The sequence below is a fragment of the Sporomusaceae bacterium genome, assembly GCA_031460455.1.
In the GTDB taxonomy this organism is placed as follows: domain Bacteria; phylum Bacillota; class Negativicutes; order Sporomusales; family UBA7701; genus Anaeroselena.
This window is the reverse complement of the sequence record JAVKTQ010000005.1, coordinates 120,786-134,888: the sequence shown is the minus strand read 5'-3', so window position 1 is coordinate 134,888 and position 14,103 is coordinate 120,786. Positions and strand designations below refer to the sequence as shown.

Here is a 14,103-nt window from a genome sequence, read left to right as displayed (position 1 = left end):
CGGCTTTGGCCTGCCAGATTTATCGGTGCCCGTTTATCTCCTGCCTTTGTTTAGCCCCCCCTAATTCACCGCCAGTATCCCGTGAAGCCTTTCCGTCAAAACCTCGGCAGGATCTTCCCCTTCGCCGGGGGTAACCACGGCGATATCGCCTAAAAGGACTTCCCCCTCGTCACTGACAGTACCGCCAGTCAGCGTAAACGGCTTATCATGAAACGCCCTTGCCATTTTGCCGGCGATCAGGTACGCCCGCTCGTCCTGCGCCTGGCCATAATTCGCCTTTGGCACCATGAACAACTTCCCCTTCACGAGGATGGCGGCGCCGGTTTTCCCCTCGACTACCGCGACCTTGCCGCCCGAGTAACCGGTCATACTCTTCGAAAAAGCAGCGACCCTGTCGGATGTTTTGGGATGATTGTTCGGATTGATGAGCCGGGCGAGGCCTTCCACCCATATCTCGCCATGTTCCTTACGTATTCTGGCCATGTTGGCGGCTCCCGCCCCGGGGTTGAACCCGGCCGCCACAGCGTAGTTGAAGGCATACTCGTCCGCTTCCCATTCCTGCCCCATCGTGAAAAATTCATTGTTTATGTAGTTGGCGGCCACCCCCGCGAGAATCTCGGAGGTCAAGTTGTCGTTTTTCTGGAGGAACAGATTCACTACCACACCCAGCCCCAGGAGCTTCTGGACGCCGGCGATATTATGCTTCGCCTCACCGTGACGCAGCTCATGGGCAAGAGTAAAGGCAACCTCATCATCCGTGAGCAGGTCAAAATTCCCCCGGTACATGCAGATTACCCTGCCGATGTCGCAGAAGGCGTTAAGTTCTTTGCCAGGGCTTATGTAAAGGGCATAGTTGCTCTTGATCTGCCCGTTGGCCCTAAGCTGGGAATAAAGGCGGCCGAGCCTTTCATTCAAGTCCGGGTCGGAGTCTACGCCCGTCTTCCGTTGGTCGATGGCGAGCTGTTGTTGTTGGTGGTTGTCGTTGATGTTTTGCAGTTGGCCGTTAATGTACGCGTAAGCCGCAGCGGCATACAAAAGGTTTTCCGCTGCCGAAGCGGCCTGTACAAGCCCAGGAGCGAAGCTAAAAAACATTACCAGACTAATTAAAGTTGAAACTACATACTTCTTAATTTTAACGCCCCCTTTTGCACGATTCGTCAGTTGTTTGCCAGCCATCCATAGAACGACTTATATATTTATCCATTTTTCGATAATTCTTTCATAACACCTCTAATACAAACCTGCCTAGTTATAATTTTCACCGTCTCAAATTCTGCAAAAACCATGCGCCACAGCAGGATTCACCGGCAAAAACGCGGAATACCCAGCCTTAAACCGAACCTGCGGAAAGGAAGACCCGCCATGCCGTCGTTCAAGCCCCGCAAACCGCATGTCGTCGCCGCGCTGTTATTCCTCTGCCTGTGCCTCCTCGCCGGCCCTGCGCTTGCCGCCCCGGAGCCGCCGCCCGGCTATTACCGCATTGTGCTGCTGGCCGACCCTCACCTGCCCTTCCGGGCAGCCCATGCGGCCGACCCTGGCAGGCAGAATAAAATCGTCGCCGCCAAAAACAAACTGATCGAAGACATCAACGCCTGGCAAGACGTCGGCGAGATCGTCGTCCTGGGCGATATCGCCGCCAGCCGCGGCACTGCGGACGAATACGCCTACGCCGCCGCCTATTTCGCCAAGCTCCGCGCGCCGCGCGTATTAATCACCGGCAATCACGACTATCTCTACCTCGACGAGCCGGACCGGAACGGCCGCAGCGTCCGCGGGGACGCCGCAGCCCGCGCCGACAAGCTGCGGCGCTTCAAAGAAACGTTCGGCCTGCCGGAATTATATTACACCCAAAAAGTCGGCGGATATCTGCTTATATTCCTGTCCGTGGACGCGCTCGACTCCCCCTGCCTCGCGCAGCTCTCCGACCGCCAGCTCAAGTGGCTGGACGGGGAGCTGAAAAAAGACCCCGCCGCGCCGACGATCATCTTCTGCCACGCCCCTCTGGCGGGGACGCTGGCGCAATATAACAAATCCGTCAACACCCCCAATTTTGTCGCTCAGCCCGAGCAGCCCCTCGCCGGCATAATCGCCGCCAACCCGCAAATCCTCCTGTGGGTCTCCGGGCACACCCACACCCCGGCCGACAACCCCTCGTTCGCCGCCGCGGTCAACCAGTTCGCCGGGCGGGTGACCAACATCCACAACACCGACCTGGACCGCGAGGGCATCTGGACAAACTCGCTCTTCCTCTACGCCGACAAAGTAACCGTCAGAACCTTCAACCACAGGAAAGGGATCTGGGTAGAAGAACTTGAGCGCACCGTCCCCCTCCCGCCGCCGTACAGGTAAACAATAATAGTGGTAATATGTAAAACTGCGTGGTAAACTATAATTATAATTAAATACACTCGTCCGAACGGAGGTCGCTTATGGCCAGAAAGGGGTACAGCGCGGGCGACGTGATCTATCTGGGCAGGCTCGACAACGGCAAGGTTTCCGTCCTGCCGGTGCTGCTTGTCACGCTCGTCAGCGTGAGTTTCGACGGTGAACTGTGGAAGGTGCGCAGCACGGAATCCGACGACGTGTATACCCATTTTATCCAGTATCCGGATGCAGACGACGACCCCGGCGAAGGCGGCCCCTTCGTAAACACCAGCCTCTCCTAGCCTCCGCAAAATAGCAAGCCCCCCGTCGCCGGGGGGCTTTTTCCGTGTTTTTTTACTTTTGCAGCACAGGGACCGTATTCGCCGCTCCCGGCATGACGGTGATGGTGAAATCCTTCTTGCCGAGCTTCTCCTTGGCGATGCGGTACGCTTCGTCCAGGCTGGTGACGGCGATCATGCCTGTGCCGTTGACGAAGTCGACATTTTCGGGCTTGGTGACGACGATCAGCGGCTGCTTTTGGGCGATGTCGGCGCACTTGTAAGCGACGAAGCCGGGGATGGTGAAATGGTTGCGGATAGCCATCTCGAAGTCCAGCATAACCTTGTGCTTGAACCAGTCGCTGAATTCCCGCGGCTCGTAGATATCGCGGCACTCCATGATGCAGATGATCGCCCCGCCCGGCTTGCAGGCCATAAAGGCGTTATCGATCGTCTTCGAGCCCTGGTAGAGGTTGATATCCTTCGGGAAACCGCCCGAGGAGGCGATAACCAGATCGGCCTGCGCCTTGATCGGCACGCCGTAAATCTCCTCCACCAGGTTGGTGCCGGCCTCCCACGCCTTGTACCAGTGTCCGGCGAAGAATTTCGCGAACTTGCCCTCCGGCGTGAAAACGGCGTTCAGCAGGAAATCGGGCTTGGCCAGCTCGGCCATGTCGCACATATCGTGGTGCATGTCGTTCGGCTCCAGCGAGCCCGACGCACACAGCGGATTCAGGCCCTTGCCGACCTCTTTGTTCATGCAGAACAGATGGTTGCCCTGGATGGTGCGGAAGCCGCTGATCGCCGGCATGATCGACTTGCGGCCGCCGCCGTAGCCGGCCATGAAGTGATAAACGATGCCGCCGGTGATGATCATCCTGTCCGCCTCGGCCAGGCGCTTGTTGATGTATGTCTCGACGCCGCGCTTGGTTTTGCCGACATACGTGAGCTCGTCCTTGTTGTGGCAGTCGTGCTGATAAATGGGCACCCGGTGGCAGACATCCTGACCGCATACCAGCACGTCCTCGTCGGCGGTGTGGGCGCGGTGGGCGCCAAGGCCGATGACGATGAACATGTCGCTGTCGGGGATGCCGCAGGCGTTCAGCTCGTCAAGCAGTACCGGTATAAAGTGATTGAACTTGACCCAGGCCCGGGTGATGTCGCTGACGACGATGCCGACCTTCTCCCCCGGTTTGACGATTTCTTTCAGGGGCGGGGTGCCGATGGGATTGGCGAGCGCCTCCTTGACGGCTGCCGCCACATCGGTAACCGGCGGATAAGCTTTCCCTTCGATGATCTGTATTATCTGCTCTTCAGGCAGGGCAAGCTTGAGCTTCTGATCACCGAATCCGAACTCGAAAATCTTTTCCATGATAAATATCCACCTCACGTAGCAATTTATCCTATACTATTAGCCCTCCAGGTAACTATTTCCTGCCCGCCCCAGGGCAAAAAAGTATTCCCTGTAATATTATATTTTTTTATCCCGCCGCTATCCGCCGCCGTCGCCGAAAAGGTCGCCTATGGTCGTCAGCCCGTAGCCCCTGGCCCGCAAGGCGGCAATAACCTCCCGCAGAGCCTCGGCCGTATGCGCCCCATGCAGGTGAAAAAGGACGACCGATCCGGCCGCGGCGTCGCCGGCAACCTGCCGGGAGATCGTCGCCGCGTCCAGCCCGGACCAGTCGCGGCTGTCCACGTCCCACATCACCAGCGCCCGATAGCCCAGCTCGTTCAGAAGACCGGTCAGCGTGCCGTTATACACCCCGTAAGGCGGGCGGAAGAACCGCGCCCCTTCCCGGCCGGTCACCTCACGCAGCGCCTCGCGGGCCGCCAGGATTTCCTCCCGCATCGCGGCCGAGTCCAGCCAGCTGAAGCGGGGGTGAGAATAAGAATGGTTGGCGATCTCGTGCCCCTCGGCCGCCATGCGCCGAACCTCGTCGGGGTTTGCCCTTACCCACTCCCCCAGCAGGAAGAAGGTGCTGCGCACCCCGGCTTCCTTAAGGACATCGAGAATCCCGTTCACCCGCCAGGCCGGGCCGCCGTCGTCGAAAGTAAGCGCCACATAAGGCCGCCCGGCCTCGCTCCGCCGCAGCACGGCCAAGGGCCCGCCCGTCCGCGGCGGGGCGGCCGGCGTAACGGACGGCGGAGCCACTGCGGCCGGAGGAATTTTTCGCAAAAGCTCGCTCGCCGTCACCAGCTCGAAGCCCCGCGCTTTCAGTTCGCGGACGATCGCCGGCAGAGCGGCCGCCGCCGCCTTGACCTTCATATTGATATTGACGATCGCCCCGCCGGCGACCGCACCCTTTAGCTGTTCGACCACCGCCTCCGGCGAATCCACCAGCCAGTCGCCCGTATCCAACCCCCGGACCAGGACAACGGGCGGCGTCAGCTTCGCCGCGGCCTCGCGGAAGTTGTCGCCATAGTAGTCGTAGGGCGGCCTCACGACGCGCGGCAACGCGCCCGCTGCCGCCTGCACCGCCTTGGCCCCGGCCGCCAGGTCAGCGACGATGGCCGGGACGCCGGCCTCAGCCCAGTATTCGTGGCGCAGCCCGTGGTTGCCGAATTCGTGGCCGGCAGCGACCGCCTGCTTTACCGCCAGGCCGGCCAGGGCTTCGCCCTTGACGAAAAAGGTGACTTTTATCTTTTCTTCCCGGCACAGCTTGAGCACGGCCGCGAACTCGGCCGCCCCGTCCAGGTCCTCCAGCGTCAGGGCCACCGCCTGCGCCGCCGGCGCCTTATCGACGACGGCCGGCAAAGCGCCCGCAGCTGACTGCGGGCCGGCCAGTACGGCGAAAACAATTGCGATGATAATCGCTATCTTCAAAGCATCATCCTCCTGTCAGTATTGTTCACTGACAGTGTATGACGCCTGTCCGCCCGGTAGAACCGCCGGCGGAGGTTGCCACCGGCGGGCAAATTTACTACAATGATAGGTATGGAAAAGCCCTGGCAGAACCACTAGCATTCTCGTACATTTTTTCTGACATTCGCCCTGGCATTTGCCCTGGCATCTTCCTTAACAAGGAGTACTGCGCGATTATGAGAACAATTCCCGGCATCTGCCGTTTTTGCTCCGGAGGGTGCGGCGCCCTTTTCAACGTGGCGAAGGGCGAAATCGTCGCCGTCCAGGGAGACCCCTCCCACCCCGTCAGCCAGGGCGCCCTGTGCCCGAAGGCGGGAGTGGGCTCTTTCCGCGGCCGTCCGGGCCGCGTCACCCGGCCGCTGTGGCGGCCGGCGGGGACCGACGGGTGGCGGGAGATCGGCTGGCGGCAGGCCACCGACCTGCTGGCGGCGAGGCTCAAGGCGGCGCGCGACGCTGGCTGGGCGCCCGCCGATGCCCGCACGGACGGCATCGCGGTGTTCGGCTCGGCCGCGGTGACCAACGAGGAGAGCTATCTGCTAGCTAAATTCACGCGCTTGCTGGGTTCGACGTATATCGAGCATCAGGCCCGCGTCTGACACGCCCCCACGGTGGCAGGTCTGTCATCGACTTTCGGTTACGGGGCGACAACAAATTCGTGGACCGACCTGGCCGCGGCCGGTACGGTGCTGATCGCCGGGGCCAACGTGGCTGATAATCATCCGGTGGCGATGCGGCAGGTGCTGGCCGCGCGGGCGGCCGGGGCGAAGGTGGTGGTCGTCGACCCCCGCCGCACTCCCACCGCCGCCCAGGCTGACGTTTTCGCCCAACTCCGTCCCGGCAGCGATATCGCCCTGCTGGGGGCGGTCATCAATATTGTCCTGGAGAAAGGGCTGTTCGACCGTGATTATGTAACCAGATTCACGAACGCCCGCTTACTGGTTAATCCCGGCTACAGCTTCGCCGACGGGCTGTTCGCAGGCTATGACGCCGCGACCCGCAGCTATGACTCCGGCCGCTGGGCGTATGCCGCGGACGAAGGGGGCCGGCCGGCCGCAGCGGCGGATATCGATGCGCCGGGAACGGTTTTCAGCCACCTGCGCGAACATTTCCGCCGCTACGACGCGGCGACGTCGGCGGCGATAACGGGCGTGCCGGCGGCGACGATTGCCGAGATGGCGGCAGCGGTGGCCGGGCGGCGGCCGTTGGCCATTCTTTACGCTTTGGGGATTACCCAGCATACGACCGCTGTGCAGACTATCCGCTGCTACGCCATCCTGTCGCTGCTCCTGGGCTCGGTGGGGCTGGCGGGCGGCGGGGTGAACGCGCTCAGGGGTGAGGCCAATGTGCAGGGGTCGACCGACCTCGGCAGCCTCGCCACCAGCCTGCCTGGCTATCTGCCGGTACCGTCCCGGGAGGACACGACGCTGGGGGACTACGCGGGCAGGCACGGCCAAGAGGCGGCCGACGGCCTCGCGGCCCTGCTGGCGGCGTGGTTCGAAGCAGCGCCGGAGCAAGGCTACGGCTGGCTGCCGCGCCAGGGGGCAAACAAGCCGGCCACATACCTGCCGATGCTTGCGGCGATGGCGGCCGGACAATTCAAGGCGGCGCTGGCGGTGGGCATCAACCCGATGATCAGCACGCCCGACAACCGTCTGGCGGCGCGGGCTCTGGCGGCGCTCGACACGCTGGCGGTTGTCGATCTCTTTCCTTCCGAGACGGCCGAGTTTTGGCGGCTGCCCGGTGTGAATCCTGCGGAGATCAAGACCGAGGTCGTGCTGCTGCCGGCGGCCCACTTTTACGAGAAAGCCGGTTCGGTGACGAGCGGCGGCCGCCTTATCCAGTGGCAGCGGCGAATCCTCCGCCCCGCGGGGCTGTCCAGGCCCGACCTGGCGATAATCGACCGTCTGTTCCGGGCGGTGCGCCGCCTGTACGCGGCGGACCCGGCTCCCAAGGACGCGCCCCTGCTGGCGGCGAAGTGGGACTACGGGCAGCCGGCGGACGCACGTAAGGTCCTGCAGGAGATCGACCGCGGCTGCCGGCTATATGCCGGGGCGGCCGGAGCTGTCGCGGCGGGGCGAAGCTATGCCTGGCCGGACGGCCGGCGGATACTGTACGAGGGCGGAGCGTTCGCCACGCCCGAGGGGGTGGCCCGCCTGTTCGCCGCCCCTTATGCCAGCCGGCAGGAGGACGGCGCCGCGCCGGCGAAGGTGGCGGCGGTCTGCGCCGATGGTCCGTTGCCCGAGCACTACGAGCCGGCGGAGAGCCCGCTGATCAACCCCCTTCATCCGGCGGTGAGCGCCAATCCTCTGCTGCGGGCGCCGGAGGCGAGCGGAAACGGCGCTTTCCCGTATGTGCTTACGACATACGCCGCTCCGGCCGGGGCGGGAACGGCGGTGATGGTGGAGGTCTCGGCCGCGCTGGCGGACGAGCTGGCGCTGACCGGCGGCGAGGAGGTAACGGTGGCGTCGGCCCGCGGCGAGGTGCGGGCCAGGGTGCGGGTGAGCGAAACGCTGCGGCCGCTGACGGCGGGTGGGCGGGTTATCCATACGGTGGCCATGCCGCTGGGGCGGGCGGCGACCGCTCTGGGCGTCAACGCCATCACCAGCGCGGCGGCCGATCCCACCGCCGGCACACCGGCGGCGAAAAGCTGCCTGGTGGACATCCGCAGGTGATAAGAAATGTAAAACCCCGGTCTGCGACCGGGGTTAGCTATGTTTGGCCCTGTTCCAGTTGACCTCGTCCTTGCCCCTTGTCAGGAGGGCGCTGACGATTTTGCCTGACGGAAGGCCGGTTTTGCCTTTCACCCTCACGAGCAGGTGGATGAGATAGTTGAATTTGGCCTGTTCATCCGGCTGCCGTGAAAAGGTCGGTTTCACGGATTTCACGGTAATCATCTCCATTTGTGTCTTTGTCTTATTTTTACCATTTTCACGCCAATTTGTCAATAATTATTTTATTTAACAATAATTATTGTTTTTAATAAGTAGCGAGATGGCATAATCAACAAGTAATCATTTTCCGCGGGTGGTGTGGCAGGGTATGGGTAGAGAGAGTTCACTTTGAGATTGGGGAGAGTGACGGAGGGATGAAACAAAGCGGAACCGGGAAATAGGCATCAGCTACAGCGGGGGGACAATGCAGAGGCATCGCTGGAAAGAATCAAGCCGGCGTTGTGAAATATTGGTGGCTGCTAGATAAGGAAGCATCAGACCCGCCCTTTGCTTCTTGCCGCTTCCCTCCCCTTCCTCGGCCGGCAGGCTTATTGTTTAGTCTTGCGGGTGAGGCGCTGACCGCGATGGCCGTATACCTCGCGGGGATGGCCGGGAATACAACGAGGCTGCCGAGGTGTTCTTGGCAGCCTTTTGGGGGCGTTGCAAGGGCCGGTAGGTTCTTTGTAATCGATAATTTACAGCGGCAAGTAATGAGTTTCCGCGGGTGGTGTTGCAGGGTAGTGATAGGGAGAATAATTCTCTTTGGGGGAGGGAATGAGGTAGAGAATTGATGGGATAGGCGAAGGGAACGGCGATGGGTGGGCGATGTGAAAGGGGCCGGGATGGGCGATGGGTAGGCAGGAATGCTTGTAGAGGGCGGTGAGGTGGCGTTAATGGGTTGGTGGGGGTGGGCAAGACCAGAATTTTGTGTTTTTGGGGGTGACCCTCCTCCCCTTCTTGGGTGAAAGCGGCGTTAGCGATGGTCTGTATGCCTCGCGGGGGTGGCCGGGAATATGACGAGGCTGCCAAGGTGTTCTTGGCAGCGTTTTGGGGGCGTTGCAAGGGCCGGTAGGCTCTTTGTAATCGATAATTTACAGCGGCAAGTAATGAGTTTCCGTGGGTGGTGTTGCAGGGTATGGTGATAGGAGAGTAATTTTTTGAGGATGTGGAGACTGCGACGGTAGGTTTTTTTGGGGGGGCGGGGTTCTGGGAGGCGGGGTTTTGGGGTTTTGGTGTTTTGGGGTTTGGGGTTGGGATGCTTGGAGTGGGTTGGCGGGGGTGGCAAGACCGGAATTTTGTGTTTTTGGGGGTGGCCCTCCCTTCTTGGGTGAAAGCGGCATTAGCGTCTGTATGCCTCGCGTGGAGGGTCGGGAATATGACGAGGCTGCCAAGGTGTTCTTGGCAGCCTTTTTGTGCGTGGCAAGGGCCGGTAGGCTCTTTATAATCGATAATTTACAGCGGCAAGTAATGATTTTCCGCGAGTGGCTTGGTAGAGTGTGGTTAGGGAGAGTTCATATTTGAGAGTGGGGAGACTGCGAGGGTAAGGGTTGGGCGGGTGGGATGCGGGGGTGGGGGGTTGGGATGCGGGGAGTGGGTTGGCGGGGGTGGGCAAGACCGGAATTTTGTGTTTTTGGGGGTGACCCTCCCTTCTTGGGTGAAAGCGGCGTTAGCGATGGTCTGTATGCCTCGCGGGGGTGGAATACAAAAAAGGCTGCCAAGATGTGCTTGGCAGCCTCTTTGTGCTTGGCAAGGGCCGGTAGGCTCTTTGTAATCGATAATTTGTTTAAAAACTATAGTGCTTCTGAAGGCTTTTTATCGTGAATTAAGTCCTCGGCATATTTTAGTTCAGCTTATATTCCGTAGTCAGTAAATTTGTAGATATATCAATGGTGGATGAGATACCATGAGATATCTCCGCCACCCCTCTTGCTAATTCTACTAATGGAACTGAATTGGCATTTATAGAGCTGGTTATTTCGGCTGCAAAATGATTCAGTGGATAATCACAAAAAACAAGCCCTGCAGTCCGCTTTGTGGCGGAAAACGAGGCTTGACATGATTTTGTATTATGAGGGGATTTGCATGGTGGAGGCGATTTATAGCCTTGCAAATCCATCCTATTTAGGATTGCTTTTGTACCTTTGAGCGAGTCCTACAGAGCCCGGCCTAATGCCGGGCTTTCTTCCGCTCTTTCGGATCTTTGGTGACTCAGCTGCCGGAACCTTCTTATGCCTCTTAACATAATATAAAGCAAGAAGCATGTTGGGGGAATGAGAATGTGGCACTGTGATGTCTGGCATCAACAATATGTCAGCGGTCGCGACTGTGGCTGCGGGAAAGTGTCACAGCCATTATTGAATAAAGTCGTTGTCCTCGACCCTGGTCATGGAGGTACTTTTTCGGGAGGCGTACACTACGGGTTCCGGGAATCTGATATTAACCTTGCGGTCGCTCTTAAGCTACGCAAAAAACTGACGCAGTTAGGCGCTAAGGTTGTTATGACGCGAACGCGTGACGTAAGCGCGGCGCCGGTCGGCTCGACTCTTGAAGCCGATCTCCAGGCCAGAGTGGACATTGCGAAGAAGTCCGCCGGGGATATCTTCGTAAGCCTACACGTTGACGATGTACCCAATATCAATCTCACTGGTGTTGCCAGTTACTTCCCGGAAGGGCGTTCTTCCGGCCTCGCCTGCACTATCCAAACTGCTCTGGTGAATGAAACCTGCGCGGTTGACAATGGTGTCAGCCCGGCCAATTTTTATGTGCTTGTTCATAATGACATGCCCGCGGCATTGATCGAAATGGGTTATCTGTCCAATCTTGCTGAAGCAATATGTCTTATGGATGACTGCTATCAAAGCTTGATAGCGGAGGGCATTTTAAACGGCATTGTCAACTACTTCCTTTGCCAATAATATTGTTTTGACGCACAGTCTGAAGTGCGCAAGTTCTTGGCGCTTTAGCGCCTAGAACTGCGGCCTGCCCCTTGCGGGTACACGAACGTACGCCCGGCCATGGACGGCCGGGCGAGGAGCCATCAGTCACGGACGACTGTTGGCGACGGTACGGCTGTGTCGGCGCGAGCCTTTCGCCTTGCCGGCATAAGCGATCACATCGCCGCTAAAGCGGCGTGTGCCTGCTTACGGCGCGTTCGGCCGGAGCATCGGAGCAAAAGGCTGCGCCCCCCGCAAAGGCGGGGAAGCTAGATGTCGGTTTGCGTAGTCTTCGCTAAGATAGCGGCAAGTTGAGCCGGCTATATGTGCCTCGCAAAGAGCGCTTCTTATATTAATATGGGGATCAAAATCGGCGCGATGAGTGAGGTGAATACACCGGCCAGGCCCATCGCCATGCCGGCCATTGCCCCTTGCTGTTCCCCTTCGGTCAGCGCCATGGCCGTGCCCTGGCCGTGGGCTACCGTGCCCATCGCCAGCCCGCGGGCCACCGGGTTTTTGATCTTGAGCCAGGTCAAGATCGGCAGGCCGAGCAGCGCACCGAAGGTTCCGGTGGCAACGACGAAAGCCGTCGCCAGGGCGGGATCGCCCCCCAGCAGCTGGGCAATCGGGGCGGCAAAGGGTATGGTCGCGGACTTGGGGACTAACGAGATAATCACCTCTTTGGGCAGGCCGCCAAGCCTGGCGATAAGTAAGGCGGTCGCCATCGACGCGATCGAGCCGAGCCCCACGCCCGCCAGAATGGCCCACATATATTGCCTGACCAAATGCCGGTTTTTATAGAGCGGAACGGCGAGGGCCACCGTGGCCGGGCCAAGCAGATATGTCATGATGGCCTCGCCTTGTTTATAGTCCTCGAATGTCAGCCCGCACAGCAGCAGGACGGCGATGATAACCGTCATGCTGAGAACTACGACGTTGATCAGCGGATTGCGGTACTGCAAATAAAGCTGCCTGAAGAAAACATAGCAGGCCAGCGTAAGGGCGATGCCAAATACGGTAATCAATTGCTGCACCGGTTTTCCTCCTTGGCGGAATACTGGGCAAGAAAGCCGACAAGCCAGAAAGGAACAACGGCGCCGATTATGACCGCCGCCGCCAATACCAGCGCGTGATCGTAAAATAGTTGTCCCCAGTTCATCAGCCCAACGGCAATCGGCACAAAGAAGAACAACATGTGCTTGAGCAAGAAGTCGGCCGCCTGCTGAATATAGTGCAGTTTTATCACGCCGAGGCAAAGCAGGCAAAACAATAAGATCATGCCAAACACGTTGCCGGGAATGGGCAAGCCGCTCAGCAAGGCGATCTGGTTGCCAAGCCAGGATACCGCACATAGTAAAATAAGCTGGGCGACAAACTTCAGCGCTTTTTTCATCCCTGTTCCTCCTTATGGTCCATGCCGCCATAATGCACAAGGAAGCCCTGCAACCCCCGATTGCAGGGCCTCGCTAAAGCAACGGGCCATTATTTGTTTCGCTGCTCTACCAGCGCCAGTAATGCGTCGACTACTATGGGATCGAATTGTTGCTCTTTTCCTGCCTGTATTATGTCTATCGCTTGTTCTAAGCTCATTGCTCTCCGATATACCCTGTCGGAGGTAAGGGCCTCAAAAACGTCGGCAACGGCGAGAATCCTGGCAATCATAGGTATGTCGTCTTTCTTTTTGCCGTTGGGATATCCTTGTCCGTTGCAGTGTTCGTGATGGTCCTGAATGGCCTGGCTGACGTTTTGCAGCCGCTTGATATGCTTGATTGCGTCGTAGCCGATCTGCGGGTGGCGCTTTATTATCGCAAATTCGTCCTCTGTCAGGCGCTGCGGTTTGTTGAGAATGGCTTCGGGGATCCCTATTTTCCCGATGTCGTGGAGGATGGCGGCGATGCTGAGTTCTTTGCGTTCCTTGTCGCTTAAGCCCATGATTTCCCCAATGGATACGGCTACGCTTTGTACGTTGATGCAATGGGTTCTTGTGGACGGGTCGCGGCTTTCGATGAGATGGGCCATCGAGGTTACGATGTCCATGAGGATGTCGAGATTTTCCCTCTCCAAAGATACTTCTTGGGTTATATCTGTTACTATTTCATAGACATATTCGATATTTCCGGCTTGGTCTTTGATCGGGATAACTGTTTGCTTGCCGTATATTGGTTGGCCGTTTTTATCGTATTTAAGCCGGGCGCCGCATTCCGGTCTGCCGGATATGAGCGCTTTCTGCACGAGGCAGTCGCAACATATGTCGCCGTTGCCCAATACGTCATAGCACTTTTTCCCTTTTATGGCGCCGGGGTGAAAGCCGGTGACTTTCCTCATTAATTCGTTGACGTCAATGATGGTGAAGTCTTTTTCGAGCGTCATTACGGCGCCGGGCATATGCATGAACAGCGCCCGGTTTTCAGGGCGGGAATGCTGCGCGGCGTTCCGATGCCCCGAAAAGAAAGCATAGGCAATGAAGATAAGGAGCAGGATGCTTACGCCATTGAGCGCAATGAAGTAATCAATTCCCCGGTATTCCGTCAATTGATCGTTTATCGTGCTGAGGATGGTAAACGCGATTACTGCAAAAGATAGTAGCGCCGTTATTTTCTTCATCTTTTTCTTCCCATCCAGGCCTATGGGTACTTTTTTGCATTCGTGCTTTTCGGTAAACTTGCCGAATATTGTATTATTCTAACATCATATTTTCAATCTGTCTATCGGTGCTTATAAGGCATCCGGTTACCGTCTGCGGCGTCCTCCGCAGACGGTAGAAAAAGTCAGACTGGTGAGAAAGGTCCAGATGCAAGGCGCACCGGATAAGCAGACACACAACGCTTTAGCGTTGATGTGATCGCTTATACCCGAAAGGGTGCGAGCGCGCCGCGCCGCGTACTTTGGGACGTACGCAAGCAAGCGCTCTGAGGAGCAACGCCGCAGATGGGCCTTTATCACCAGTCTGAGGC

The 14,103-nt window shown here is 58.6% G+C and carries 11 protein-coding genes; 4 read left to right on the top strand and 7 right to left on the bottom strand.

Annotated elements, in window-relative coordinates; genetic code table 11:
• Positions 1-60 precede the first annotated feature (60 nt).
• Positions 61-1,035 carry a M48 family metalloprotease gene (locus RIN56_09910; protein MDR7867128.1) on the bottom strand — a complete coding sequence of 325 codons (975 nt, stop codon included), beginning with the start codon at positions 1,033-1,035 and terminating at the stop codon, positions 61-63.
• Between the two features lie 327 nt (positions 1,036-1,362).
• Between RIN56_09910 and RIN56_09905 the strand changes: the two genes are divergently transcribed.
• Both RIN56_09905 and RIN56_09900 read left to right on the top strand, forming a co-directional pair.
• The gene (locus RIN56_09905; protein ID MDR7867127.1) at positions 1,363-2,349 is read left to right on the top strand and encodes a metallophosphoesterase; all 987 of its coding nucleotides are present in this window, start codon (positions 1,363-1,365) and stop codon (positions 2,347-2,349) included.
• Positions 2,350-2,429: 80 nt separating this feature from the next.
• Complete coding sequence (locus RIN56_09900; GenBank protein ID MDR7867126.1) at positions 2,430-2,666, top strand: hypothetical protein; 237 nt, start codon at positions 2,430-2,432, stop codon at positions 2,664-2,666.
• Between the two features lie 52 nt (positions 2,667-2,718).
• Here RIN56_09900 and larA read toward each other — a convergent pair whose 3' ends face one another.
• Both larA and RIN56_09890 read right to left on the bottom strand, forming a co-directional pair.
• A complete protein-coding gene (gene larA / locus RIN56_09895; GenBank protein ID MDR7867125.1) occupies positions 2,719-4,014 on the bottom strand; it encodes a nickel-dependent lactate racemase in 1,296 nt (431 codons plus the stop codon).
• A gap of 120 nt (positions 4,015-4,134) precedes the next feature.
• Positions 4,135-5,466 (bottom strand): polysaccharide deacetylase family protein, encoded by a 1,332-nt coding sequence (locus RIN56_09890; GenBank protein MDR7867124.1) that lies wholly within the window; start codon positions 5,464-5,466, stop codon positions 4,135-4,137.
• A gap of 38 nt (positions 5,467-5,504) precedes the next feature.
• Between RIN56_09890 and RIN56_09885 the strand changes: the two genes are divergently transcribed.
• Positions 5,505-8,177 carry a molybdopterin-dependent oxidoreductase gene (locus RIN56_09885; protein MDR7867123.1) on the top strand — a complete coding sequence of 891 codons (2,673 nt, stop codon included), beginning with the start codon at positions 5,505-5,507 and terminating at the stop codon, positions 8,175-8,177.
• Positions 8,178-8,210: 33 nt separating this feature from the next.
• On the opposite strand, the gene RIN56_09880 is transcribed toward RIN56_09885, so the two are convergent.
• Positions 8,211-8,390, bottom strand: a complete 180-nt coding sequence (locus RIN56_09880; protein ID MDR7867122.1) for a hypothetical protein — start codon at positions 8,388-8,390, stop codon at positions 8,211-8,213.
• 2,180 nt (positions 8,391-10,570) lie between these two features.
• On the opposite strand from RIN56_09880, the gene RIN56_09875 reads away from it, so the two are divergent.
• A complete protein-coding gene (locus RIN56_09875; protein MDR7867121.1) occupies positions 10,571-11,131 on the top strand; it encodes an N-acetylmuramoyl-L-alanine amidase in 561 nt (186 codons plus the stop codon).
• A 365-nt stretch (positions 11,132-11,496) separates the two neighbouring features.
• Here RIN56_09875 and RIN56_09870 read toward each other — a convergent pair whose 3' ends face one another.
• From RIN56_09870 to RIN56_09860, 3 genes are all read right to left on the bottom strand, one after another.
• Positions 11,497-12,183 (bottom strand): LrgB family protein, encoded by a 687-nt coding sequence (locus tag RIN56_09870; protein ID MDR7867120.1) that lies wholly within the window; start codon positions 12,181-12,183, stop codon positions 11,497-11,499.
• Positions 12,171-12,542 carry a CidA/LrgA family protein gene (locus tag RIN56_09865; GenBank protein ID MDR7867119.1) on the bottom strand — a complete coding sequence of 124 codons (372 nt, stop codon included), beginning with the start codon at positions 12,540-12,542 and terminating at the stop codon, positions 12,171-12,173. The genes RIN56_09870 and RIN56_09865 overlap by 13 nt, the downstream gene beginning before the upstream one ends.
• A gap of 89 nt (positions 12,543-12,631) precedes the next feature.
• Positions 12,632-13,753 carry an HD domain-containing protein gene (locus RIN56_09860; protein ID MDR7867118.1) on the bottom strand — a complete coding sequence of 374 codons (1,122 nt, stop codon included), beginning with the start codon at positions 13,751-13,753 and terminating at the stop codon, positions 12,632-12,634.
• Between the last annotated feature and the right edge of the window lie 350 nt (positions 13,754-14,103).